Source organism: Microbulbifer sp. MI-G, assembly GCF_030440425.1.
Classification (GTDB): domain Bacteria; phylum Pseudomonadota; class Gammaproteobacteria; order Pseudomonadales; family Cellvibrionaceae; genus Microbulbifer; species Microbulbifer spongiae.
Genome location: NZ_CP098023.1, coordinates 1,124,291 through 1,148,875, shown reverse-complemented (window position 1 = coordinate 1,148,875; position 24,585 = coordinate 1,124,291). Strand labels below are relative to the sequence as shown.

General features: G+C 53.5%; 19 protein-coding genes and 3 tRNA genes. 16 read left to right on the top strand and 6 right to left on the bottom strand.

The annotated features are described in order from the left end of the window. Positions 1 to 25: 25 nt before the first annotated feature. The 3 genes from prmC to hemA are packed head-to-tail and all read right to left on the bottom strand — an operon-like array spanning position 26 to position 3,273. Positions 26 to 877, bottom strand: a complete 852-nt coding sequence (gene prmC / locus M8T91_RS04730) for a peptide chain release factor N(5)-glutamine methyltransferase (protein ID WP_301417313.1) — start codon at positions 875 to 877, stop codon at positions 26 to 28. A gap of 39 nt (positions 878 to 916) precedes the next feature. Next, complete coding sequence (gene prfA / locus M8T91_RS04725) at positions 917 to 1,999, bottom strand: peptide chain release factor 1 (protein WP_301417311.1); 1,083 nt, start codon at positions 1,997 to 1,999, stop codon at positions 917 to 919. Then, positions 1,996 to 3,273, bottom strand: a complete 1,278-nt coding sequence (gene hemA, locus M8T91_RS04720) for a glutamyl-tRNA reductase (protein WP_301417309.1) — start codon at positions 3,271 to 3,273, stop codon at positions 1,996 to 1,998. The genes prfA and hemA overlap by 4 nt, the downstream gene beginning before the upstream one ends. A gap of 235 nt (positions 3,274 to 3,508) precedes the next feature. Here hemA and M8T91_RS04715 point away from each other — a divergent pair, with 235 nt between their 5' ends. The 12 genes from M8T91_RS04715 to M8T91_RS04660 all read left to right on the top strand — a co-directional run bounded on the left by M8T91_RS04715 (position 3,509) and on the right by M8T91_RS04660 (position 12,292). Continuing rightward, a complete protein-coding gene (locus tag M8T91_RS04715; protein WP_301417307.1) occupies positions 3,509 to 5,311 on the top strand; it encodes a tetratricopeptide repeat protein in 1,803 nt (600 codons plus the stop codon). Then, positions 5,295 to 5,936, top strand: coding sequence for a lipoprotein insertase outer membrane protein LolB (gene lolB / locus M8T91_RS04710; RefSeq protein ID WP_301417305.1), 642 nt, complete (start codon positions 5,295 to 5,297; stop codon positions 5,934 to 5,936). The genes M8T91_RS04715 and lolB overlap by 17 nt, the downstream gene beginning before the upstream one ends. 64 nt (positions 5,937 to 6,000) lie before the next feature. Further along, entirely contained in the window at positions 6,001 to 6,903 is a 903-nt protein-coding gene (gene ispE / locus M8T91_RS04705) for a 4-(cytidine 5'-diphospho)-2-C-methyl-D-erythritol kinase (protein ID WP_301417303.1), read from the top strand. A 10-nt stretch (positions 6,904 to 6,913) separates the two neighbouring features. Continuing rightward, positions 6,914 to 6,988: transfer RNA gene (locus M8T91_RS04700), tRNA-Gln, on the top strand. After that, positions 6,957 to 7,238: a hypothetical protein gene (locus M8T91_RS04695; protein ID WP_301417301.1), complete on the top strand. Its 282-nt coding sequence runs from the start codon at positions 6,957 to 6,959 to the stop codon at positions 7,236 to 7,238. The genes M8T91_RS04700 and M8T91_RS04695 overlap by 32 nt, the downstream gene beginning before the upstream one ends. Positions 7,239 to 7,333: 95 nt before the next feature. Further along, positions 7,334 to 8,263, top strand: a complete 930-nt coding sequence (locus tag M8T91_RS04690) for a ribose-phosphate pyrophosphokinase (protein WP_301419012.1) — start codon at positions 7,334 to 7,336, stop codon at positions 8,261 to 8,263. 192 nt (positions 8,264 to 8,455) lie between these two features. After that, entirely contained in the window at positions 8,456 to 9,091 is a 636-nt protein-coding gene (locus M8T91_RS04685; RefSeq protein WP_301417299.1) for a 50S ribosomal protein L25/general stress protein Ctc, read from the top strand. 5 nt (positions 9,092 to 9,096) lie between these two features. Continuing rightward, on the top strand, positions 9,097 to 9,705 hold the full coding sequence (gene pth, locus M8T91_RS04680; protein WP_301417297.1) for an aminoacyl-tRNA hydrolase: 609 nt from the start codon (positions 9,097 to 9,099) through the stop codon (positions 9,703 to 9,705). Between the two features lie 203 nt (positions 9,706 to 9,908). Beyond that, positions 9,909 to 11,000, top strand: a complete 1,092-nt coding sequence (gene ychF, locus M8T91_RS04675; protein WP_301417295.1) for a redox-regulated ATPase YchF — start codon at positions 9,909 to 9,911, stop codon at positions 10,998 to 11,000. A 57-nt stretch (positions 11,001 to 11,057) separates the two neighbouring features. Beyond that, a complete protein-coding gene (locus M8T91_RS04670) occupies positions 11,058 to 12,017 on the top strand; it encodes a DMT family transporter (RefSeq protein ID WP_301417293.1) in 960 nt (319 codons plus the stop codon). 86 nt (positions 12,018 to 12,103) lie between these two features. Further along, a tRNA-Met gene (locus M8T91_RS04665) sits at positions 12,104 to 12,180 on the top strand. A 37-nt stretch (positions 12,181 to 12,217) separates the two neighbouring features. Next, positions 12,218 to 12,292: transfer RNA gene (locus tag M8T91_RS04660), tRNA-Gln, on the top strand. Here M8T91_RS04660 and M8T91_RS04655 read toward each other — a convergent pair. Together M8T91_RS04655 and M8T91_RS04650 are read right to left on the bottom strand one after the other, a co-directional pair. Continuing rightward, positions 12,259 to 12,495, bottom strand: a complete 237-nt coding sequence (locus tag M8T91_RS04655; RefSeq protein WP_301417291.1) for a hypothetical protein — start codon at positions 12,493 to 12,495, stop codon at positions 12,259 to 12,261. The two genes, M8T91_RS04660 and M8T91_RS04655, sit on opposite strands and share 34 nt — an antisense overlap. Before the next feature lie 205 nt (positions 12,496 to 12,700). Beyond that, complete coding sequence (locus M8T91_RS04650) at positions 12,701 to 13,408, bottom strand: SapC family protein (RefSeq protein WP_301417289.1); 708 nt, start codon at positions 13,406 to 13,408, stop codon at positions 12,701 to 12,703. Positions 13,409 to 14,118: 710 nt separating this feature from the next. On the opposite strand from M8T91_RS04650, the gene M8T91_RS04645 reads away from it, so the two are divergent. Then, entirely contained in the window at positions 14,119 to 14,733 is a 615-nt protein-coding gene (locus M8T91_RS04645; protein WP_301417287.1) for an HAD family hydrolase, read from the top strand. A gap of 720 nt (positions 14,734 to 15,453) precedes the next feature. Here the strand turns inward: M8T91_RS04645 and M8T91_RS04640 are convergent. Next, positions 15,454 to 21,630 (bottom strand): RHS repeat-associated core domain-containing protein, encoded by a 6,177-nt coding sequence (locus M8T91_RS04640; protein WP_301417285.1) that lies wholly within the window; start codon positions 21,628 to 21,630, stop codon positions 15,454 to 15,456. A 1,317-nt stretch (positions 21,631 to 22,947) separates the two neighbouring features. Here M8T91_RS04640 and M8T91_RS04635 point away from each other — a divergent pair. Genes M8T91_RS04635 through M8T91_RS04625 form a run of 3 tightly spaced genes read left to right on the top strand, consistent with a single transcriptional unit; the run spans position 22,948 to position 24,460 of the window. Continuing rightward, a complete protein-coding gene (locus tag M8T91_RS04635) occupies positions 22,948 to 23,193 on the top strand; it encodes a hypothetical protein (protein WP_301417283.1) in 246 nt (81 codons plus the stop codon). 41 nt (positions 23,194 to 23,234) lie between these two features. Further along, entirely contained in the window at positions 23,235 to 23,402 is a 168-nt protein-coding gene (locus M8T91_RS04630) for a hypothetical protein (protein ID WP_301417281.1), read from the top strand. A gap of 38 nt (positions 23,403 to 23,440) precedes the next feature. Next, entirely contained in the window at positions 23,441 to 24,460 is a 1,020-nt protein-coding gene (locus M8T91_RS04625; protein ID WP_301417279.1) for a Vgb family protein, read from the top strand. The last annotated feature ends 125 nt before the right edge of the window (positions 24,461 to 24,585 follow it).

The following is a 24,585-nucleotide window of genomic DNA, read 5'->3' as shown; positions in this document are numbered from 1 at the left end:
CCCCTTTTCTCAGCGCCGGGATGCTCTATGTTCCGGCGGACAACTGTGGCTGTGTTCGCCCCAACGTGATTCTTTCCCGGCGGCAAAAATCCCTGCGGCTTTGTACATCGACAAAACCAGCCGCGCTAAAAATCCTCCGCACCCGCGCCGCCTGCTGCCAGCCGTGCTCCACCAGTAACCAGCCCCCCACTTCCAGGTAATCGACAGCGCGCGTGGCGATATGCTCGATATCCGCGAGGCCCCGGCGTCCCGCCACCAGTGCGGAGTGCGGTTCGAAACGCACATCGCCATGTTGCAGGTGTGGATCGGCCCTGTCGATATAGGGGGGGTTGCTGATAATCAGCGCGAAACGCTGCGGCTGCAGTTGGGCAAACCAGTCACTCTGTTGTATCTCCACATTGTGAAAGCCGAGGTTACGGCGGTTTTCCTCGGCCAGCACCAGCGCTCTTTCCGATTTCTCCACAGCAATAATCCGCCAACCCGGCCTCTCCGCAGCCAGCGCCAGTGCTATGGCCCCGGTACCGGTGCCCAGATCCAGCGCACACAGCTGTTGCTGCGGACAGAGCGACAGGGCCGTTTCCACCAGCAGCTCGGTGTCCGGGCGGGGAATCAGGGTGGAGGCATCGACTTTTAATCTGAGGGACCAGAATTCCCGCTCTCCGGTCAGGTGTGCCACCGGCTCCCCATCTCGGCGCCGCGCCAGTAGTCCATCAAATGCGCTCTGTTGGGCCGGCGTCAATTGATATTCCGGCCAGGTGTAGAGCCAGGCGCGCCCGCGCGCAAGGATATGGCCGAGCAGAACCTCTGTATCCAATCGCGCCGACTCGCTGTGGGTTAATTCCACCCAGCGAGCAATATTGTCCTTGACACTGGCCATACGCAAACAGCTATCTATGGCGGCTTAGAAACATCCGCATTACTGGCCCATAGCCGCGAGCTGGTCCGCCTGGTGCTCGGTGCGCAACGGCTCGATCACAGTCTCCAGCGCACCCTGCATCACTTCATCCAGTTTGTACAGGGTCAGGCCGATACGGTGATCAGTCACCCGCCCCTGGGGAAAATTGTAGGTGCGGATACGCTCGGAACGGTCACCGCTGCCCACCAGGCTTTTGCGTGCATCAGAAATTTCCTGCGCCGCAGCCGCCTCCTGCTCGCTGGACAGTTTGGCCTGCAGCAGTGCCATTGCCTTGGCGCGGTTCTTGTGCTGGGAGCGTTCGTCCTGGCACTCCACCACGATACCCGAAGGAATATGGGTCAGGCGCACGGCGGAATCCGTTTTGTTCACATGCTGGCCACCGGCGCCGGAAGCGCGATAGGTATCCACGCGCAAATCGGCCCGGTTAACCTCAATGGCATCGCGCTCATCCGGCTCCGGCATGACTGCCACGGTGCAGGCGGAGGTGTGGATACGCCCCTGGGACTCGGTTTCCGGAACCCGCTGGACGCGGTGGGCACCGGACTCGAATTTGAGCTTTGCGTAGACATTCTCGCCTGCCACGCGGGTAATGATTTCCTTGTAACCGCCGTGTTCACCGGGATTTTCACTGATAATTTCAAGGCGCCAGCCCTGCTTTTCCGCATAGCGGGAATACATGCGAAACAGATCGCCGGAAAAAATCGCCGCCTCATCACCACCGGTGCCAGCGCGGATCTCCAGGAAGACATTTTTGCGGTCATTGGGGTCGCGGGGCAGCAGCAGGGCCTGCAGTTCGCGCTCCAGAGGCGCCACTTGGCGCTGCGCCTCGCTCAATTCCTCCTGCGCCATCTCACGCAATTCAGAATCGCGCTCACTGAGCATCTCCCGCGCCGCCGCCATGTCCTCTTGCAGCTGCCGGTAACGGCCATAGCATTTCACCACTTCTTCCAGTTCGGCATACTCTCGCGACAGGTCGCGGAACTGTTCCTGGTCGGCGATGACACCGGCATCACCGAGCAGCGCAGATATCTCCTCGTGGCGCTCCTGCAGGTGATCCAGTTTGTTCAGTAGCGACTCTTTCATTTGTGCTTTTTCTCTAATGGGATCTCGGCGAGGTCGTCCAACCCCACCACCTCACGCACAATGCGCAGGCGCTCCAGATCGCCATCGGCAGTGGCTTTCTTTAAGCTGACCGTGGGCGCGTGGATCAGTTTATTCGTCAGTGTCCGGACCAGTTGTTCCATCAGGCGTCGTGGGTCCCCGCCCTTGTCCAGTTGCAACAGCACCCGCTCCAGTTCCACACCACTGATTTCCTGGACGCGCTGGCGGTAGCTGCGAATGGTATCCACTGCCCCGAGTGCCCGGCACTCTTTGGTAAATTCTGCCGCGGCGGTGTCCACTATCGCCCCTGCAGCCTCGGCGGCTTTCTCGCGGGAGCGCATGCCTTCATCAATCACACCGCGCAGATCGTCCACCGTGTACAGGTAGACATCATCGAGCTCTCCCACCTGGGGTTCTATATCCCGCGGTACGGCGATGTCCACCATAAACATCGGGCTGTGGCGTCGTCTGCGCAACGCGGATTCCACCGCGCCCTTTCCCAGAATGGGCAGCTGGCTGGCGGTGGAACTGATGACAATATCTGCGCGGTCCAGATGTTCGGGAATATCGGCAAGCAAAATTGCCTCCGCGCCAAAATTCTCCGCCAGCACCTGGGCGCGACTCAGGGTCCGGTTTGCCACAATCAACTGCCTGATGCCCTGATCCAACAGGTATCGTGCCAGTAGTTCGACCGTCTCACCGGCGCCGATCAACAGTACCGTCTGCCTCTTCAGATCAGTAAAAATACGCGAGGCCAGGGATACCGCGGCATAGGCTACAGACACCGGGTTTTCACCGATAGCTGTCTCAGTGCGCACTTTTTTCGCAACGGTAAACACCCTCTGGAATACCCGGTGCAGTTCGCCGCCGACACTGCCGGATTCCCGCGCCACCGCATAGGCAGACTTGATCTGCCCGAGAATCTGCGGCTCACCCAGGACCAGGGAGTCAAGGCCGCAGGCGACGCGCATCATATGCCGCACTGCCGCCTCTCCGCTATAGCGGTAACTGCAGCTTTTCAACTGTTCCAGCGGTATACGCTGGTACTCAGCGAGCCACCGGAGCAGTGGCTCTGCGTCGATGGTCCCATAGATCTCGGTGCGGTTGCAGGTGGAGAGAATGGCCAGCTCCCGGCAGTCGAGCAATGTGCGCGCATCTGCCAAGGCACCGGCCACCGCCTCGGGCGCGAAAGCCACCCGCTCGCGCACCTCTATGGGCGCGCTGTCGTGGTTGATACCCAGGATAACAAATGGCATAGCGTTTCGTCGTTGCTCAATCTCGAAGTGCGAAATTCACATTGGGGGCGCATTTTCAGGGGCCGCCGTCTCTCTTGCAAGACCGGCTGACGGTTAAATTGCGCGCTGATTTGGCCAGGAGGCCAGGAGCCTGCCGTTCGCAGAACGATTCACGACTAGAATTATATGGCGTTAATCGGTTAAAACACGTCACTCGTACCCCGCTCCCGCGCCCAGCAACGTATGGACACGATCTATGCTCCCACCCTGCCTGTTATTCCCAAAGCCCCGGGCCGCCGGTCTCCCCCTGTTCCTTGGCCTCTGCTCTCTATTCATGGTGGGGGCCTGTACCCAGGTACCATCACCGGGGGGTACCGGGGAACCCCCCAGCCAGGCTGTGCAGGACCAAAAGACAAAAACAGCCGTCTCATCCCGGCCGGCCGACACACGGGCCTTTCCCATCGATACCTTCTACACATTGCTGGTGGCGGAAGTTGCCGGTATCCGCAAGCACTACGATGTCGCTCTCGCCAACTACTACCGCCAGGCGAAGGTCACTCAGGATGCCGGCGTAGCCGCCCGCGCTACGCGCATCGCCCGCTTCCTCAATGCCCGCCAGGCCGCCCTGCGTTCCGCCCAGTTGTGGGTCGAACTGGAGCCGGAAAATACTGAAGCTCACCTGGCGGTAACTGCGGAACTGACTCTGGCCGGGAATTTGCCGGCCGCCCTGGCCCATGCAGAAAAGGCCCTGGCACTGGGCGGCAAGCCGCCTTTGCAGTCCCTCGCTTCCACTGCCATCGCACATCAGCAACTCGATGCACAAACCCTGGCAAATCTTGCCCATCTGGCTCAGGAATACCCCAACAACGACGAGGTGATTCTGGCCTATGCCATGGCGTTGCGTGCCGGCAAGCAGTACGGTCGCGCCCTCACCCTGGTGCACCAGGTCCAGCAACAGCACCCCGACCAGCTCGATGCGCCGCTGCTGGAAAGCCAACTGCTGGTTGACCTCGGCAAGCGTCGCGACGCGATCGAACTCCTGGAAAATCTGGTCAACATCCACCCCGATGAGAGCCGTCTGCGCCTGCAATATGCACGCCTGCTGATCCGCGAGAACCTGGCCCTGGCACGCCAGCAATTTGCCGAACTGGTCAAACAGCGCCCCGAAGATGGCAATCTGATCCTGTCCCTCGCCCTGATTGAATATGAGACCAACCAGATAGACGCGGCCAAGCCACTGTTTACAAAATTGCTGGAACTGGGACAACACGAATCTTCAGCACATTTTTATCTGGGAGGCCTAGCCGAGAAGCAGCAGGAGGTTAGCACCGCTGTCGAACATTTTCGCCAGGTCCAACCGGGCAACGATTACCTGGAAGCCATCACCCGCGGTACCCGGTTGCTCGCCGCCACTGGCCAGCACAAGGACAACCGGCAGTGGTTTGCCGAGCTTCGCCAACAACACCCTGTGCAGGAGGAACACTTCTACCTCATGGAGGTTGAACTGCTGCGCAAGAACGGCGAGCCGCAACTGGCACTGGAGCGGGTCGAACAGGCCCTCACAGCCAACAGTGCCAGTCATCGCCTGATCTATGCCCGCGCCTTACTCAACGATCAACTCGGCAATGCCGCGGCCTTTGAGCGCGATCTGCGCAGTTTACTCAAACGCGACCCACAAAACGCCACTGTACTGAACGCTCTGGGCTACAAGTTGATCGACGACCCGTCGCGCCGCGGGGAAGCACTTCAGCTGATCAGCAAGGCCCTGGCGTTGAAACCGGAAGATCCCGCCATCCTCGACAGCATGGGCTGGGTGCAGTACCGTCTGGGTAATTACAGCGCGGCAGAAACCTATTTGCGCAGGGCATTGGAGAAGTTGCCCGATCATGAAATCGCTGCCCACCTGGGCGAGGTGCTCTGGGTACAGGGAGATCGCATGGGTGCCCTCAAGGTCTGGAAAGACGGGCTTGCAACCCACCCCCACAGTGAAATGATTCCGGCCGCAATGAAACGTCTGCAAATCAAAGAGTCATTACAACAGCATGTATCCGATCACTGAATTCCCCTCCGCCCGCAACTATTTTTTTCTGCTGGTCGCAGCTCTCACCCTCCTGTTCTCTGCCTGTGCCAGCCAGAAAACCAGGGAACAGCGCACACCGGATGTGCCGCGGGAAACAACCACAGCAAAAACGGTAGCACAGTTAGAGCAGTGGACTATCAGGGGAAAGCTGGGTGTGCGCTCTCCAAAGGATAACGGCAGCGCCAACCTGACCTGGGCACAAAACGGTGTGCAGAATTACCGGCTTCACCTCAGTGGTCCTCTCGGCGCCGGCACAACGGTCATTACCGGCTCCGCCGGCGGCGTCAGCCTCGTGCGGGGCGATGAACCCCCGGTTGTGGCGCGCAGCGCCTCTCAACTCACCACACAAACCCTGGGCTGGCCTCTGCCCGCTGCCGAGATGTTTTACTGGGTGCGTGGACTGCCGGCCCCCGGAGCCAAAGGCGCTGAGAGACACAATGCACAGGGACAGCTGCTGAGCCTGCAGCAATCCGGCTGGTTGCTCCGGTTCAGCGACTACCGCCAAAATGGCCCCTACCGTCTGCCCACCCGCATCAAGGCACAGACCAACGCCAGCGCCGGGCCTGTGCAGGTCACTCTGGTGATCAAGGCGTGGGAATTTTGAATGCTGAAAGGCCCGCAAGAAGGTAAAATGAGTCGATCAGATTTAACCGGCCCAACCCTCCCTCATGCTGCAGTTACCCGCGCCCGCAAAACTCAACCTGTTCCTGCGTATACTCGGCCGACGTGCGGACGGCTACCACGAGCTGCAGACACTGTTTCAATTGCTCGATTATGGGGACACACTGACATTCTCACTGTGTGAAGCTGGTAAAATCCGCGTGGATGCCGGTGCACTGAAAATCCCGCTGGAAGACAACCTCGTATACCGCGCAGCCCGGCTGCTGCGGGAACAATCCCTGAACCACAATCGCAAGGTACCGGGCGCATATATTCGACTGATCAAACATCTGCCCCACGGCGGCGGTATCGGTGGCGGCAGCAGCGATGCCGCCACCACACTGCTGGGTCTCAACCACCTGTGGCAGTGCGGCCTGTCCATCGACGCGCTGGCCGAACTGGGCCGTCAGCTGGGTGCAGATATTCCGGTATTTGTGCGCGGGCGCACCGCCTGGGCCGAGGGCGTCGGGGAGAAATTAACCCCGGTCGCAACGCTAAAACGCCACTATCTGGTGGTGTCACCGGGTTGCCAAGTACGCACTGCAAACATTTTTTGCGACCCGCGTTTGACAAGGGATTCCCCCCCAATTACATTAGCGGCCCTTCGCGAGAAGCTGCGCTCGGAGAAAGCGCTGAGCGAAGAAAAGCGGCAAATTTTTCCCGGTAACGACTGCCAGACACTGGTAGAGCATCTCTACCCTGAGGTCCGCGATGCCAGAGTGTGGCTGGAGCAATTCGCACCGGCACAACTCACCGGTACCGGCGGCTGTGTATTCGCAGCTTTCCATACCGCATGCGCTGCCAGTACGGTGTTTGCACAGCTTCCAGGCAAATGGCGGGGATTTATAGCATCCGGTGTACCAGTTTCTCCCGTTCACCAGGTGCTCGCGAAATTAACCTCAAGCGAATGAGGACAGACTCTGGGGCGTAGCCAAGCGGTAAGGCAGCGGGTTTTGATCCCGTCATGCGTAGGTTCGAATCCTACCGCCCCAGCCACTTTCTGTTTATTGGCAGTGGCGCTATTGAAAACCGGTTCCCCATGTTTCAGTCGACATCGATCCAGCCGGCCCAGGTTACCCGTGCAGGGCTGAACACAGCCCGCCCCCCATTCCACAATGGCGAAGGCGAACTTGCGCGCAAATCCCTGTCGACGACCGGGGGACTCCGTGAAAGTCGACGCAACTATCCGGATGACGGGGAGCGGCCAACAGAATACCCCTATCCCGCCCCGCCTCTCCTGCAATAGGCAAGAACGGGAAATGCCCGACGCCAACTGCTGGCAAAATTGTGCACACACCTACACTTCAAGACAAACTAAAGGAACTCGCAGTGGCTGACTTAATGGTCTTTACCGGCAATGCAAATCCGGAGCTGGCACAGAAAGTCGTCGACCATATGGCAATCCCCCTTGGGGAAGCCGTGGTCAAACGCTTCTCCGACGGGGAAATTGCCGTCGAAATTACCGATAACGTGCGCGGCCGCGACGTTTTTGTGGTGCAGTCCACCTGCCAGCCCACAAACCGTAACCTGATGGAACTGATCCTGCTGGTGGACGCCCTGCGCCGCGCATCCGCCGGCCGCGTTACCGCCGTAGTGCCCTACTTCGGCTACGCCCGCCAGGATCGCCGCGTCAGATCCCAGCGTGTACCCATCTCCGCCAAAGTGGTTGCCGATATGATGGTCAGCGTGGGCATTGACCGCGTATTGACCGTAGACCTGCACGCCGAGCAGATCCAGGGTTTCTTCGACGTACCCGTGGACAATGTCTACGGCTCCTCTGTGCTGCTGGACGATATCGAGCGCCGGAAATACGAGAATCTGGTGGTCGTTTCCCCGGACATCGGCGGCGTGGTGCGCGCCCGCGCTGTGGCCAAGAGCCTCGATTGTGACCTGGCCATTATCGATAAGCGCCGTCCCGCCGATAACGTGGCGGAAGTGATGAATATCATCGGCGAAGTCAGCGGCCGTACCTGCCTGCTGGTGGATGATATGGTGGACACCGCCGGCACCCTGTGCAATGCCGCCAGTGCCCTCAAGGAGCACGGTGCCCAGAAAGTTGTCGCCTATTGCACCCACCCGGTGCTATCGGGTAACGCCATCGACAACCTGAACAATTCGGTACTCGACGAGCTTGTCGTGACCGACTCCATCCCGCTGGGCGACAAGATGGAAAAAGCCCCAAAGATACGCCAGCTGACCCTGTCTGCGATGCTGGCCGAATCCATGCGCCGCATCAGCAACGAGGAGTCCCTCTCCGCAATGTTTCGCTAGGCGTCCGGCCCCAGCGACTGCCGGCCTATCCGTGCCGGCCCGCACTTTGCCTTCGGCGCCGATTGCCGTAGAATACGCGCCCGCCCGGCAAGGCCGGGCGATTCCTTTTTTGTTGGGCACAAGCCCAATTTCAACCACACCAGCGCGGTCCGGTCGCAGGTCGCCCTGGACAGACAATCCGAGGTTTAACCCATGTCTGATATCAAACTGAACGCCATTGCCCGCAGCGATGAAGGGAAAGGTGCGAGCCGCCGCCTGCGTCGCCTGGAGGGCCGTGTACCCGGCATCATTTACGGCGGCAAGGCCGAGCCGCAATCCGTGTCCCTGCTGCACAAAGACCTGTCCAAGGCCCTGGAAAACGAAGCCTTCTTCTCTTCCATGCTCACCCTGGATATCGACGGTAAGACAGAGAAAGTGATCCTGCGCGATCTGCAGCGCCACCCGGCCAGGCAGTTGCTTCTCCACGTTGACTTCCAGCGCGTTTCCGCCAACACCAAGGTACACGTGAAAGTGCCCCTGCACTTCCTCAACGAAGACACCTGCAAAGGGGTGAAAGCCGGCGGTATCGTCTCCCACACGCTGACCGAACTGGAAGTACAAGCTCCCGCCGCCAAGCTGCCCGAGTTTATCGAAGTGGACCTGGCGAACCTGGAAATGGGCGACGTATTGCACATTTCCGACCTGAAACTGCCGGCGGCGGTTGAATCGGTTGATCTGAGCCACGGCGAAGATCACAATCTGGTTGTCGCCTCTATTCACAAGCCACGCGGCGTCGTTGAAGGTGAGACCGAAGCCGAAAACGGCGAGACTGGCGAAAGCGAAGAGTAAACGTTTTGACAGCGGCACCGGACACCCCGATCCAGTTGATTGTCGGCCTGGGGAACCCCGGCCCGGAATACGACCGGACACGGCATAACGCCGGTGCCGATTTTGTTGTCGAGCTGGCCCGTCACCACGGCGTCCAGCTCAACCCGGACAGCAAAGTTCACGCCCTCACGGGCCGCCTGCGCATCGGCAGCCGGGATGTTCGCCTGTTGATCCCCACCACGTATATGAATCGCAGTGGCCGGGCGGTAGCCCCTCTGGTGCACTTTTTCAAAATTCCCCCGGAGGCCATCCTGGTCGCACACGATGAACTGGACCTTCCCCCCGGTACCGCACGCCTGAAGTCCGGCGGCGGCCACGGTGGACACAACGGTCTGAGGGATATCATTGCCGCACTGGGCAACAACCGAAATTTTATGCGCCTGCGGCTCGGCATCGGCCATCCCGGCCGCGGCGGCGAAGTGGTCCGGTTCGTCCTGCAGCGGGCCCCCAGAGCGGAACAGGAAATACTGGCCGAGGCCATTGATCGCGCAATCAGGGTACTGCCCACTGCCGCCAGTGGCGACTGGGGCGCGGCCATGAAGGCGCTGCATACGGCGACTCCGGCCGGCAGTTAGGCCCTGTTGACCGGCTTGCTTTTTGTCCCAAAAACTTGATAGTGTGCTGCGCCAAATCGCCGGTATTGCGCCGGCTGGCCCGGTTGTTTGATGGCCATACACCCCGCTCATCCAGGCTCCCGCCAGCACTGTCACGACCGGACTCTCCAACGCAGACCAGCAGGGCGTGCAGACACGCCCCAGGCAAACGGGAAAATAGCACTATGGGTTTTACTTGCGGTATTGTCGGCCTGCCCAATGTGGGCAAATCCACCCTGTTCAATGCTTTGACCAAGGCGGGCATCGACGCTGAGAACTTCCCCTTCTGCACCATCGAACCCAACGCCGGCGTTGTGCCGGTTCCGGACAGCCGCCTCGACAAGCTGGCGCAGATTGTCAAACCGCAGAAGGTGATTCCAACCACAATGGAATTTACCGACATCGCCGGTTTGGTCGCGGGTGCCTCCAAGGGTGAAGGCCTGGGCAATAAATTCCTCGCCAATATCCGCGAAACCGACGCCATCGCCCACGTTGTACGCTGTTTCGAGGACGACAACGTGATCCACGTAGCCAACCAGGTGCACCCCCTGTCCGATATCGAGGTGATCAATACCGAGTTGGCCCTGGCCGACCTGGATACCGTGGAAAAGGCCCTGCAGCGCTATACACGCGCCGCCAAGGGGCAGGACAAGCACGCGATCAGAATGAAAGCGCTGCTGGAAAAGATCCAGCCGCACCTGAACGAAGCCAGGCCACTGCGCTCCCTCGGCCTGGCAAAAGAGGAGTTGGCCGAGCTGCGCGAATTGAGCCTGCTCACCGTGAAGCCCACCATGTATATCGCCAACGTACACGAAGAGGGCTTCGAGCAGAATCCACACCTGGATGCGGTCGCCGCTATTGCCGCGGAAGAGAATGCCGTGCTGGTACCCATTTGCAACAAGCTGGAAGCGGAAGTCGCCGAGCTGGACGACGACGAGAAACAGGAGTTTCTACACGAACTGGGTATGGAGGAACCCGGCCTCAACCGGGTGATTCGCGCTGGCTATCAGTTGCTGGGCCTGCATACCTACTTCACCGCCGGTGTCAAAGAGGTGCGCGCCTGGACCATCCCCCTCGGTGCCACGGCGCCCAATGCTGCCGGCAAGATCCACTCTGATTTCGAGAAAGGGTTTATTCGCGCGGAAGTGGTTGGCTACAGCGACTTTGTCAGCTGTGACGGGGAGACCGGCGCCAGGGAAGCCGGAAAGTGGCGCCTTGAGGGCAAGGATTACATTGTTGCGGACGGAGACGTCATCCACTTCCGCTTTAACGTCTGACCCTTTTCTTTTTTCGCCGCCCTGTCGCCGGGGCGGCTTTCCACCGACCTGGAACCCATGGCGCAATCAAACTGGAAAATCGGTCTGCCCCTGGCCCTGGTAACCGTTTTTATGTGGGCCGCCCTGCCTATCGCCCTCAAAGGCCTGCTGGAGCATATCAGTCCGGAAACGGCCACCTGGTACCGCTTTGCCGGCGCCGCTGTGCTGGCGGGCGTCTACTATGGCCAATCGCGACAGCTGAAGCTCGGGGCACTGTTTGGCCGCGGCCTGCTGCCTTTTACCCTGCTGGCCGTTGTGGGACTGTTGGTCAATTACCTCACCTATGCCAGTGGCCTCGATTACATCACCCCTGGCGCTGCGCAAATTGTGATTCAACTGGCGCCATTGCTGTTGTTGATTTCCAGCGTACTCTGGCTTGGGGAGCACTTCTCGCCGCGCCAGTGGTGCGGCGTGGCCATGGTGGTAACCGGGTTGCTGCTCTTTTTCAATCAGCGCCTGGGCAACCTGACCGACGGCGCCGAAGACTATCTTCTGGGTCTGGGGTACATCCTGGTGGCCGCTGTGGCCTGGGCCGTATACGGCTTCTTCCAGAAAAAGATTCTCTGCAGGGCCACACCACAGGACCTCCTGGTATTGATTTACATCGCCGGTACCCTCTGCTTCCTGCCCATGGCCGACCCGCTGGCGGTCACACACCTCGGCGGGCTCGAGTGGGCGCTGCTGGCTTTCCTCACCGCCAACACCCTGATCGCCTACGGCGCCTTCAGCAAGGCCCTGGTCCATTGGGAGGCATCCAGCGTCAGCGCCACCCTGTCACTGGTGCCGGTTATTACCCTGCTATTGAGCACATTGATCAGCGCCACCTGGCCGGACTACATCGCTGTAGAGCCCCTCAACTGGATCAGTTGGACCGGCGCCGGCGCCGTGGTGGCGGGCTCCGCCCTCGCCGCCATCAGCGGCCCCAGGCGTCGTCCGGGCCCTGCGCCGGACGCCAAAGAAAACCTCCTAACTAACTGAAAAGAATACAAAAAAGAGTTGACACACCCAACCGGGAGAACGATAATGCGCGCCCTCGGTCAGGCCCGGGCAAGAACAGGGAAAATGGCAAGGTAGCTCAGCCGGTTAGAGCGCAGCACTCATAATGCTGAGGTCGGGAGTTCAAGTCTCCCCCTTGCTACCACTTCAAGCCAAAGGTCCACCTTGTACAGATTAGAAACTGGGGCGTAGCCAAGCGGTAAGGCAGCGGGTTTTGATCCCGTCATGCGTAGGTTCGAATCCTACCGCCCCAGCCATCTCTTTTGCCCAGCTCCCCTCCTTTGCAGCACAAATACCAAACCAGACGCAGAAAAAAGCCCTGGCCCGACAATGGCATCCTGGGAATCAATGGCGTGACTGCGCCGCGGCCAAGACAGGCGGGCAACGAAACAGCAGCACCAAAACCGACCGTGCTGCCGCCCACAGGCGTGACGCCTGCAGCATCACTGCAGAGCGCCATGGCCGGCGCTCCAGTGTCGGAATAGGCGTGTGATCCCGGCTGATCTGGCACACCCCTTGGGAAAAGCGCCAGCCGGAAAACCCCACCCCGCTTTCATCTTGTCTAAGCACGAGCCTTTGAGAGAGGGGGCATTATCGCACCCAGTGCAGCGGTAGCCATAGGCATATCACTGGCAACCCGCAGCGCAGACAGGCAAGACCGATTATTAACCGGCCCGCTTTTTGCGAATCAGGCTCTGGACCTGCATGGAAGACATTATGGAGGCATAGATGGCCGGCAGCGCGCCACGTTTGCGCAGTTCCAAGAAATCCTCATCGGACAACTTATTCAGTTTCTCTTCATCCACCACGAAAAAGCCGGTGAGATCGTAGGGCTTGTCGCTCTCGGTAACACGCAGGGTCAATTTCTTCTGGGTAAGCAAATCCTTGGATACCAGGAATTCGACAAACTGCTCGGTAACACTCACACGCTGGGCGGCCTCTACAACTGCCTGGGCACAGTTTTTCAGGTAGTCAGTTTGCTCACCATCCGCATCGAACAGTGGCTCACCTTCGGATTCACTCAGCATCCCGGAATCTTCATCAATGCAGAGCACTGCCTGATCAGCATCTTCGGGATTCTTCACCAGTACAAAGGGGTAGGTGCGTACCTGCAACGGAACATAGCTGCCATTCCAGCCCTCACTACCGGAAAAGAGGTTTTCACCGGGGCGCAGGCCTGTCAGGGCAACCACTTTGAACTGATCGGTATTCTGGTCTTTTACGAACAGGATCGGGTAGCTCTGGCTCGCCTGCACCATCTCCTGGACTACCAGCGGCAGGATGTGATTGCCACTGACATGGTCAAACGTGATGTCCTGTGTGAATTTCAGGTTGGCATGTGCCTTTTTATCCAAAGCTTTGATCTGTGCCATAAGTACAACTCCTAGCCACATAAAGTGTTATTCAATTATTAGGGGTGCCTACCGTACCACTTTATGCACCAATTAACGATAAGAGACACGATCCCCGCCCACCGGCAAACAACATCCTGCGGATCATCCGCCAAGCCGCACAAGGCGGGCGGTGTGCGCAAATACGCTCTTGGCCAGGAGACCGAAGCCCCAGACAGTTTCAATAGTGTATCGGTAACAGATGCGTAGAGAGAATTATCACCACGAAACAGGGCAGATAGCAAAAAAGCAGGCAATACAGCCATTATTGGTTAAACCAATCTCAGTTTTAAGCCATATAAATAAATACTAAATACAAATCCTGCCAAAAGGCCACTCCCTGCCCGACTCAAATATACCCTCTTCGGTTAGGGGTTCTCCTGTGGGACAATGGGTTGGTCAGCATTCACCAGTAGATTCTTCACCACGAGAGAGAGCCGGAAACCTTTCAGTTTGGGCCTGTCTGCCGTTTGCCAGCGATTGCGAACCCCCTGTGCGTTGATAAACCCGCTGAGAGTGATGGACCGACAATTTCAGACAAGCGGCACAATAGTACAAATTAAACAAACATGATCCATCGTTAGAAATTTTGAAATGTTGTCTTACATTGACACACTGCTGCAGGTAAGAAACGGGCGGAAAGTGGGGATAACAGGAACCACTGCAACAATGCCCCACAACACAGGTACGCTATGGGCCGGGAGATAGAATGGATACTGTTTGACCTTGGCGGTGTCCTGATAGAGCTTTCAGGCTCGCCGCTCCCTGCCCAGAAAATGCCGGTTTCTGATTGGCTGTTAACAGAACCTGCAAGGAGTTTCGAGAAAGGGCTTATCTCCCCAAGTGAGTTTGCCCATAGGATAAAACAAGACTTGAAGCTGGATCACACGGTTGATGAAATTCTCTCCCACTTTGAGCAATGGCCAAAAGGCTTCTATCCCGGCGCAACGGAACTACTGGTGGATATCAGCAGAAAGTTCGGTGTATCTGCACTATCCAATACGAATGCCATCCACTGGCCAAGAATCACACTGGAATTTCGCGCCCATGACTATTTTGAACATATCTTTGCTTCACATAAAATTGGAATGGCAAAACCGGAGATAGCGTTTTTTCTATTCGCTATCGAAACATTAAAAATCCACCCTAAAAAAATTGTATTTTTCGATGATAATGCCAGCAATGTCGCCACCGCCAGAATAGCAGGCATGCAGGCTTATCTTGTTCAGGGAGTGCAATCCACTTTAAATATACTTGAGGGCATTTTGCTGTCAAGTAAACCTGAAAGATGTCAGGATTTCGAATAAAAAGTGCAATACCTAAGGGAGCGGCGATTTGGTAAACTCTGCTCTCCTCTTAACACAGAGTGATCTTTCCTATCATCGGAGACATATCATCAGGTAGTCTGTGTGTATCACATAAAATCAAAACCTGAATCTGGGCACCGGCACTTTGTACGCATAATGCGGCGACCCCTTTAGCTTCACAGAATAAAAAGAGTTGGAGAGTCGGCGCTTTCACCACATCAATAAAATCCGATCTGGAATATAAGAGAATTTTAGAGGAACAGTCGTAAAATTAAACTCCGAAAAAATACCCCAGGATAGCAAATACTTACAGAGTCCACACCACCTCCTATAAATGTAAACCAACAACCCCCCAAGCCTAAACCTGAGGGGAAGTGGGAATTAAAGCAATAACAAATTAAGTTGAATTACTAACCTTTCTTAACGGCACCAGGATAGTTTTCACATACTCACATATGATTATTATCAACACGTATAGAGACATTAACCACCAGTAAGGATACAGGAACAAAGCAAACAATCCTACCACAACCAGAAGGGTATAAACTCCTTGAATTAAACTAAATAGCAGACTGCCTGCGTATTGTTTTGCCCCACAGTTACTACAAACAATTTTAGAAAATATCCCGGATCGCCATTTTTCAAAAAATGAAATTGTTTTTTGATTGCAACTCACGCATTTAAATTTCATTTCCATAGTCTCATGCATTATTGATTCAATCAATGAGTGCCGCCGACAACAGCGTTAGTAACACCTTTTACTGTATCAACACCTGATTCCACCGCATTTCTCGAGTTACCGTGTACCGCTGTTACACCCAACAAGCCCCCCAGAACCATGCCAGGACCAGCACCTACCGTGGAAGTAACTATACCGACCACCACAATCGCCGTGCCTCTACCGGCTACGCGATGAGGGTTATTTTTTGCATAATTTATGGCCGCTTGTGCTGCTTGCTCTCTAATGAACTCATTGGAAAGAACTTGATTAGCAACTTCCTCTAAAACCACTTGCTCAAGTTCCGCTTGCTGCTTTTCAATATCACCATAAAAACCTTGCCGTCTCCCCGCGTAGCGGAAAGTACCAGCAACTCCAGTAAAATAGGATAGAAATCCTGATGCGAACTCTGAAGCTGATCCTGACGAGGCATCTCCATTACAGGGAACACCCGCTGCCGCTTGCTGTTCGCAGGTGAGTTCAACATTAACTTCTTCCATTTCCTCCTGATCATCTTTAGCTTTTTCCGTGGCTTTTTTGTTATCCTGACTTTTCTGGCTGATTGGCGCAGAAATACTACCTCCACCCCAACCACCATTGAAGCTATCCCAGTTATCGTAGCCACCACCGAACAGTGAACTTGACCATAGCCAGGAAAAGTCAGGCTCATGATAATGCCCGGTTACGGTGACTTCTTCCATCCATACAAAACCGCTAGGGTCTGTCAAACTGAGAGGGTTATTCATTACATAGCTGTAACGATTCCAGCTTTGGCTATGGGTTGGTGCCTGCACAATCGGGTCAGGACTTAAGAAACGACCGAGAATGGGGTCATAGATACGACCGTTCATATGGATCAACCCAGTACGGTCCAATTGTTCATGGTTGGTAAAACCGCGATTGGTACTGAGGCCTTGGGCCGCTAACAGCGCTTGTAAGTCGCTATCGCTCATATCCCCGGACCAGTCGCCACTCCTGCGACTGCCGTAGGGGTCATACGCCAAGGTTTCCGATGCACCTAACAACAGGTTGCCCTCTGCATCGGTGATTTTCTCCACAGAACCCAAGTGATCGCGGTGCAGATATTCCACCGTATTGATGGAAAGCCCGGCGTGATCGGTGGCAGTCACCAGGATAATCGTATCGCCAATCCGGGTTTTCTGTATCCGGTTGTACTCCGCATCATTGCCTGGCAGGAAATCCTCAAAGTGACCAACAATAAAGGTTTTATCGGTTACCAGCTGTTGCTGGCCCTCATCCCAGTAGCTGCTTTCGCGATAGAATCGCTGGCCGCCCGGGCCATAGCTGAAGCGGTCGCGGGCCGTGGGGGTTTGTGTGGTCTGGCTGTCGCCTACTACAATTTCTGTAGGTAGCCCCCTGGCATTCCAGCTGATCCATTTATCATCCCCGGTTGCCGCGTCATAGCGCACAATTGCCCCATTTTGGTTATACCGGAAGGTATAGCTGATGCCATTGATTGTAGCCGAGCTTACCGCATGTGCTCCCGCGTTGGCAGCTTGCCCGTACTGATAGTCTGTTACAGCGGTATCACTGGCAATGCTACTGGTTTTGCTCTGGATATTGCCAAGTCTGTCGAAAAGCGTGGTCAAAGTGCGTTGACTGGTATTATTCAACCAGGTTTGCGCCGTCTGCAGCCTGTTTAATCCATCATAACCAAATGTCTCCCGCTTGGTGGTTGACCCTGCACCATTCGCTATACGGCTCTCCAGGGTGCCATTGCTGCGCCAGTGGTAGGTGTTGTTTTGTATCTCCTGGGCACCTGTGGATACGATACTTTCCAGCCTGCCACTGTCAGGGTTATACACCCTGGTTGTCACAATGCCATTGCCATAATGCTCTTCCCCGGCCTGTCCTAGCGCGTTTACACTGTCGAAGGCCTTGAGTACGCTGGCGCCGTCGGTAAGCTGATGGAGGTATCCCCGGCCATTGTACTGGTAATGTACAACCGAGCCTGAAGGATCGGTTACAGAAGCCATACGGCCCCGGCTATCGTAGCTGTAGTCCTGTTGGTAATTGCGCACAAGACCGCCTGCCTGTAAGCGCGTATGGGTATTTACCAGCTTTGCGTCTGTGTCATAGCTGTTGACCTCCTGGTATACCTGGCTACCGCCGCTGGTATAAGTACGACTCCCCAGCAGTCCTATACCATTTACGGGGTCATAGATCCATTCCGCAACGCCCTGGCCGTCTTCCTTAAAGCGCAGGCGGCCCAGCTTGTCATAACTGCTATTGACAGACTGACCACTGTTGTCGGTCTGACTTACCAGCTGCCCCAGTGCATTATAGGCACTGGTAATCAAGCCCGTATCCGGGGTGGTCATTGCATTTTGATAGCCGGCTGAATCATAGTCAAACAGGGTTTCTGTCGAAGCGTCATTATTGACTAACACAGAAGCCAATTGGCCCGCACCGTTGTAAGTGTACTTGGTGGCTACCCGCTCGGAAGTGCCCACGGCATCCACCGTCAGCAGCAGGTCACCAAGGAAATTAAAGGTGGTGGTTTTTACCTGTGTCTCCTGAAAATCACCAGAACCATTTAAAACATCCTCCTCCACCGTCATCATATATTGCCCGGCACCACTGGTCGGTGCGTAGGTGGTGCGAACCTGGGAACCATCGGGGCGGTCAATTTGGGTAATTCGATTTCTGATATCGAATTGATAGGTAGTCAGCGGCTTCTCGTCACCGACAAAATAGGGCGCGGTTTCTAAATACATCCTGCCCAGGGAATCATAATTATATTCCTTCCTTGTTGTATCCACACCGTTAAAGGCCTGGGTATCCTGCTGGACCATACGCCCCAGAACATCGTAATAACGCGTACTGCTTGGTGTTATGGGTGAATCCGTGGTGATCTGGTAAGCAGTAAGCTGGTCACCATATACCGGGCAGCTACCCGCATAGCAAAATTCCCGTGTGGTACTAAAGCCTACACCATCGGCATTGATCCGTTTTTTCTCCCGCCCAAAATTATCATAGTGAATTGTGGTGGTCCGGTTATTAAAATGAATGGATTTCACCAAACCAAAGCGCTTGTCATAGTCTAGCGACATAGCTTGGCCCAGTGCGTTAGCAATGGTAGTTGGGTAACGCTTATCAACATAGTTATTGACCGTTGATGTACGCTCTGCAATACCGGCACCGGTCACGGTTTCCGATATTATGTTACCGCTTGCATCATAGTCATACTCCGTTGTCAATTCGTAGTTTGCGTCATCCGGGAAGCGTGTAACCGTGCCCACTTTATTTGTATCGCCGAAGCGTGTATAGACGACGCTTTGCACAACATCAGCCTGCCGGTTTAAAGGGCCATTAAAGTGGCTAACCTGCTCTGCCTCCTTAAAACTGATCAACCAGTCAGATGTGCTGTTGCTATAGGTTGTAATGGTTTCTTGACTGCGCTTGATGCCAGTGACAGAAATGGATTTAACCTCACCCCAAAAATCCTGATCGGCTGGCACAGTGGCGGAAAGCGCAAAACGAGCGGTTTTTACCATGTTACCTACAAGTTCCCCATGATCGCCATAGTTGGCTTTTTGGGGCAAGTGGGTGTAAAAGTTATAGCCAAGTGTCTGCCCGTTTTCAATAACCCAATCCAGGCTCTGCTTAACATAAATGTATTTGGTAGAGTTCAAGCCCGCTGAAAGGTCTAAATTACCATACCTGAGTTGACGCTTTGCCAGCAACTCGTTACTGCCAGGATAGACACCCGCATATTGTACTTCCCTGGCAATACGACCCGTATAGGGATAATCCAGACGGAATTGCCTGTAAGTAACAATATTAGAACTCAAGTCGTGGACTCTTTGTGCATGATAGCCCAAAAATCCGCGCCGGTTGTTGCTGACAAATCCATTACCCTGGTATGCATAGCTGGTTTTATGCCAACCGTTGACATTACCGTTAGAGCGCCAAACCTCGGAAACCACCGAGCGGTATTTTCCATCCACCGCAGCCAGGGGAGTGCCATTGACCGGCGTTGTGCCTTGACCAAAAGGCCTTTCAGAAAACAAGCCATCATTGGAATTATCCGCAATCATCGCATGATAAAAGCGCGTACTTTGACCCAGGGTATCGATAATTTCAGAAACGCCGGTATTAAAGTCAATAGGATTTTCGTTGTCAGGTACAACCCACTCAAACGCCATAGGATTCAAGCATAATTCATTATTGCCGTTTGCGTCGAAGGCACATTTTTGGACATACTTTAAACGTCGGTAATCTTCTATCTCCCCTTCATCTTCAGAGATTAATTTATATTTTCTGACCAGCTTATTATTATAAAGTGCTTTGATATGATGCAGTAAAACCAGTTGCTCTTGCTGTATATCACCAGAATCCAGCGGTTGGGGCGGTGCATCGCTGCGTGTGCCGTATTCAAACAAGATCCGAGCATCTGAGTCGTTACCGTAAGTTATTTCCAGCGGGTAGTTAATACCCTCTACTGTATCGCGGTGGTATGTATAGTTGATGGTATTACCGAAAGCATCAGTCACTTTATTGAGTGTCCAGCCAAAATGCGTGGACAGTCCAACTTTTAAACGGCTGTCACCGGTTCTGCCATACTCCTGCACCTTACCGTCAGGGGTTTGTACCTCAAACCATTTCCTGCCGTTTTCATTTTTCAATGTGACAAGGTGAAAGCTATCCTTTTGTGTGCGATATTTGCTGCCTGCACTCCATTTGCTGCCGGATACCATAACAAGCGGCTCGCCATTAAGGCAAATAGAGTCCGAGTTACTCAACAGTATTTTATCGGCATTGGGTCTGCCAACCACGCAGCGGCGAATAGCACCAAAGCCACCAATACGCCAACCATAGCCCAAATAATCTTCCGGCAAAGATTCATTTTTGCGTTGCCTAAAGCGCGCACCCGAATAGTTTATACTGACCGAAGGGGTAAGCTCATTGACCCCGGGGGCCACTTCTACAGGAATATTAATGATCGCATCGCCAGTTCTGGTGACATTGGTCGAGTAAGCCATTTGTCCAGGCGTGCCGCCACCAGTAAGCACGACCGCAGGCTCGATACCATCGAGATTATGCACTTTCACCCAGCTGCTGGTTTGCCACCCCGTACATTGATTGCCATTGCAGGCCTTTACCCGATAGCGGTATTTATCGGCGATCTGCCCACGCACCTCATAGGTTTTTGCAGTGGCGTTGTTGAGTTGCACAGTTTGCCAACCATCTGCGCCACAGGTTTCTGTACCGGTTTTACATTCCCTTTGCAACTGGTAAGCAGTTACATTCCCGGATGCATTCCAGCTGATATCGTAGTCACCAAAATCGCTGGATTCCGGCGTAGTAATGGATACACCGGTAGGTTTAGGCAGTGGGATATTCACCGAGACTGCTTTATAATTCGCAGAAGGTGTCCAGGGCCCCCAGCCGGCGGTATTGTATGCACGCGCTCGAAATTGATAGGTCCCAGCCGTGCCTGATGGTAAATTAACCGGTAAGGTGGTGGTTGTGCCGGTATTATTGTCGCCGCAGTTATTGAAGGTAAAACTGCCACCATCTTTACTGCACTGTATCTGATACTGTGTGATTGGATCGAAGGCACCTGTGGGCGCACTCCAGGCCACCTGGAAATTACCCGTCTGTGTACCGCCGCTTGGCTGGGTAAAATTTGTTACCGCGTCTGGTTTTCGATTAACCGTAAGGTATGTACTGTATTTCCAGGATCCCCCCTTTACAGTATTACCCACTTTGACATAAGCACGCACGCGGTAGCGGTATTTACCATTACCTATTTTTCCTGATGAGGGAACTCTAATGGATTTTGTCCCAGTGCTGGATGATGAATAGATACGATTCCAGCTACCACTGCTATCGCAAGAGGTTAAACACTGATCCACATGATACCCGCTAATTTTCGGTGGTGTTTGTGGAGCGCCCCACTGTAAAGTAAACACACCGTTTCTGTCGGTACCGCCTTCATTATTGGAAAAACTGACACTGCCGGACGTGTTGGGTTTCCTGATTACCTTAATTTCATCGGTGTACACCCAGTTGGAACCATTAATATCACCAACGTAATAGTGTTTGATCCGGTATTTATAAATACCGGAATCCATATTCTTAACATTAAGGATACTTTCCCCCGACTTGACATAGTGACTATATACCTTATAAGCGCCACCATCCTTACTCACTTCTGTAACCACTTCGCTACAAGGTGTAAAGAATCTCGGATTAAGATAAAATTTTAAATCGTAGTTACCGTCTGCGTCCGAACTCGGCAAACTTACATTGGAAACCAGCGGAGCTCGGCCTGTACAGTCATTATCGGGCGGCTTAGGCAACGAATAGCCAAAACCAGACAGCATAAAGAATGAAAGAGCAATTATAAATCTAGTTAACATCATTTAATCCAGTATAATGAATGTGAAATTTTTAATTATTTATTGATTGTTGTTTTCTCTGTATTATGCATACCCCCTCAATTATATTATTATGGCTCTAGGCACTTGAAACAATGTCATTACCTGTAAAAAATGTTGGAGATTATTTTTAAAACTCATAAATCCAAAACCCCCATTTCCTTGCGAACATAGATATTTTTGATAACTTTTTAACTATTTGAAAAACACAAAGCGCTGTCTGCACACAGCCTTTTGACACCCATGTCAAAACAGTGAATTTATTTTCATGAAGTAATTCAGATGATTTAATACCCGCTTTATTAAGTAACAAAGACAAAAATAGAACAGTATTTGGCGGAATAATTATCTGAAGTGGGAACTGAAATCTGAAAGTTGCAAATAACTTATTACCACTTACTTTATTATAGCAATTGACTGGGTTTTCTATAACTGGACATAACGGAATGTAGCAAGGGGCATTCAGGAACAACATGAGGCAGTACAACTAATGATTCAAGAATAAAAAACATTTCTTTCGAAAAACACTGAACATTTTTCGAGTCATAATCACATAATATTTTTGACAATCAGGAAGATGATCTTTATTTTACAAACATGACCCTACTTCCAAGAAATACAATAGTGAATCCATGGTTTTGGTAATTTGAGCAACAGGCTAAGACAGCGCCTAATAGCCAAATCCCATCTCCAGATCAATATTTTTTGAAAAGTTAACCCCATGGGATTGACCATTCTCTTCAAGCCACCGATCATATTGAACAGATATAATTACAAAATACCATTGGTACTTTAGTTCCATATGCGCCATCAATCGCGACATACACCAGAAAATGAAACTTGCATATCTCTCCAGAAAGTAACTTTCACTAGAATACCCTTATCCAGGAAAAATCCAAGTTCCTATTTGTGATGCAATTCGGATTTCTTGATATCCAACAACCCCACCATGGATTGGATATGCAAACATTTTTCAATGTACTGAAAAACAGGAACGAATGGGAAGACTTCCGTACCATATAGATAGAGCAGAACTAGTACTTAAGTTCAAAGTATAAAACTGGCGAATAAGCAAACGATTTACCATTAATGACAGCAGTGCCGACAGCTGCTTCCGGAGCAATAGCAAAACAAAGGCCATCAGGACGACGAGAAAGCTACAAACGTTACACACGTTCTGCAAAAACCAATAACGATATTGGTAAAGGCGCCTTTCTCGATCAAAAATTTATTGAGCAGCGGATTCCAAACAAAAACGGATGGTGGCATGTTGGACGCAAGCATCAACAGGAAGCTTCCGGCCATCACAGGTTGTATAGCATAGGGGCACAATAACAGCAGGTGAGGCAATTTGGGTTTCTAGGACAAGGGATACCTTGAGCAATAAAATGGCCGGGGAGTATGATGAAAACGGCGCTGGATCACTCAGTGGTGTGGACCTGTTTAGAAAAAACTGCCACGTCTTCGCCTATGCTGTTCCCAACTACCGTCATCCCCACAGGCACTGTTTTATGCGCGGAAAATTGGTATCGGATCACCTGTGACAGCTTAATCATTAACAAAAAGCCCCTGGAGTAAGTAAATGCTTACAAACAAAAAGCACTTTGGCCTGCTAAAGCAAGCCATTCTTTACCTCGCGCTATCTATTTTGACGTCATTTCATACGCTGGCGCAGGAAGCCAGCCTGCCAAACCAATTGACACTCAAGGAATGGAAGGTACCGTGGGAGGGGTTGCCAAGAGACCCTTATGTTGACCACAAAGGACGCATCTGGTTTTGCGGACAGGCGGGCAACTATATCGGCCGGTTTACGCCAACCGGTGAGGAATTCAAGCAGTATGAGGTACCCGAAGGTACCCATCCGCACAATCTGATTGTGGATAAACAGGATCAGGTTTGGTACGCCGGTAATCGCAATGCGCATATCGGGCGCCTGGACCCGGAAAGCGGTAAAATCCAGCAATACCCGATGCCCAAGGGCGTCGATGATCCCCACACACTGGTCTTTAACCGGGAAGGTAATATCTGGTTCACCGCGCAACAGAGCAATCGCATCGGCCTACTGAATGTCAGTAATGGGGAAGTTCGGGTTGTTACGCCTCAAACTGCCAGGGCACGTCCCTACGGCATCAAAATAGACCCACAGAATCGTCCCTGGGTAGCACTGTTTGGTACCAACAAGCTGGCCTGGGTAGATCCAAAAAGTATGTCCGTATCCGAAATCTCCCTCCCCCGCACCAGTGCCCGCCCACGAAGATTGGAAATTGACCCCTCTGGCAATATCTGGTATGTGGATTATCCGGGCGGTTACCTGGGCCGGTATATGCCAGACACAAAGGCGTTTACAGAGTGGAAACTCCCCGGCGAAAACCCGCGCCCCTACGGTATGGCACTGGACAACAAGGGGCGAATCTGGGTGGCGAACACAGGAAATATCCCGAATATCATTTTGGCTTTTGATACAGAATCGGAGAAGTTTATCAGCGAAACCTCAGTGCCCAGCGGTGGAAATATCCGGCATATGTATTTTGATAACAAGGATGGCAGCTTTTGGTTTGGGGTGGATACCGGGTCCTTGGATCAGGGGATACCCAAGCAGTGACTCTCCAGGACTTTGTTTCCTACTAATTTGTCATTCACGATTTTCAGAATCGTTAAGCACATTAGCCAGACATAAAACTACAATAAAAAGCTACGTGACTACACTAATCCGAACATCAGATACTG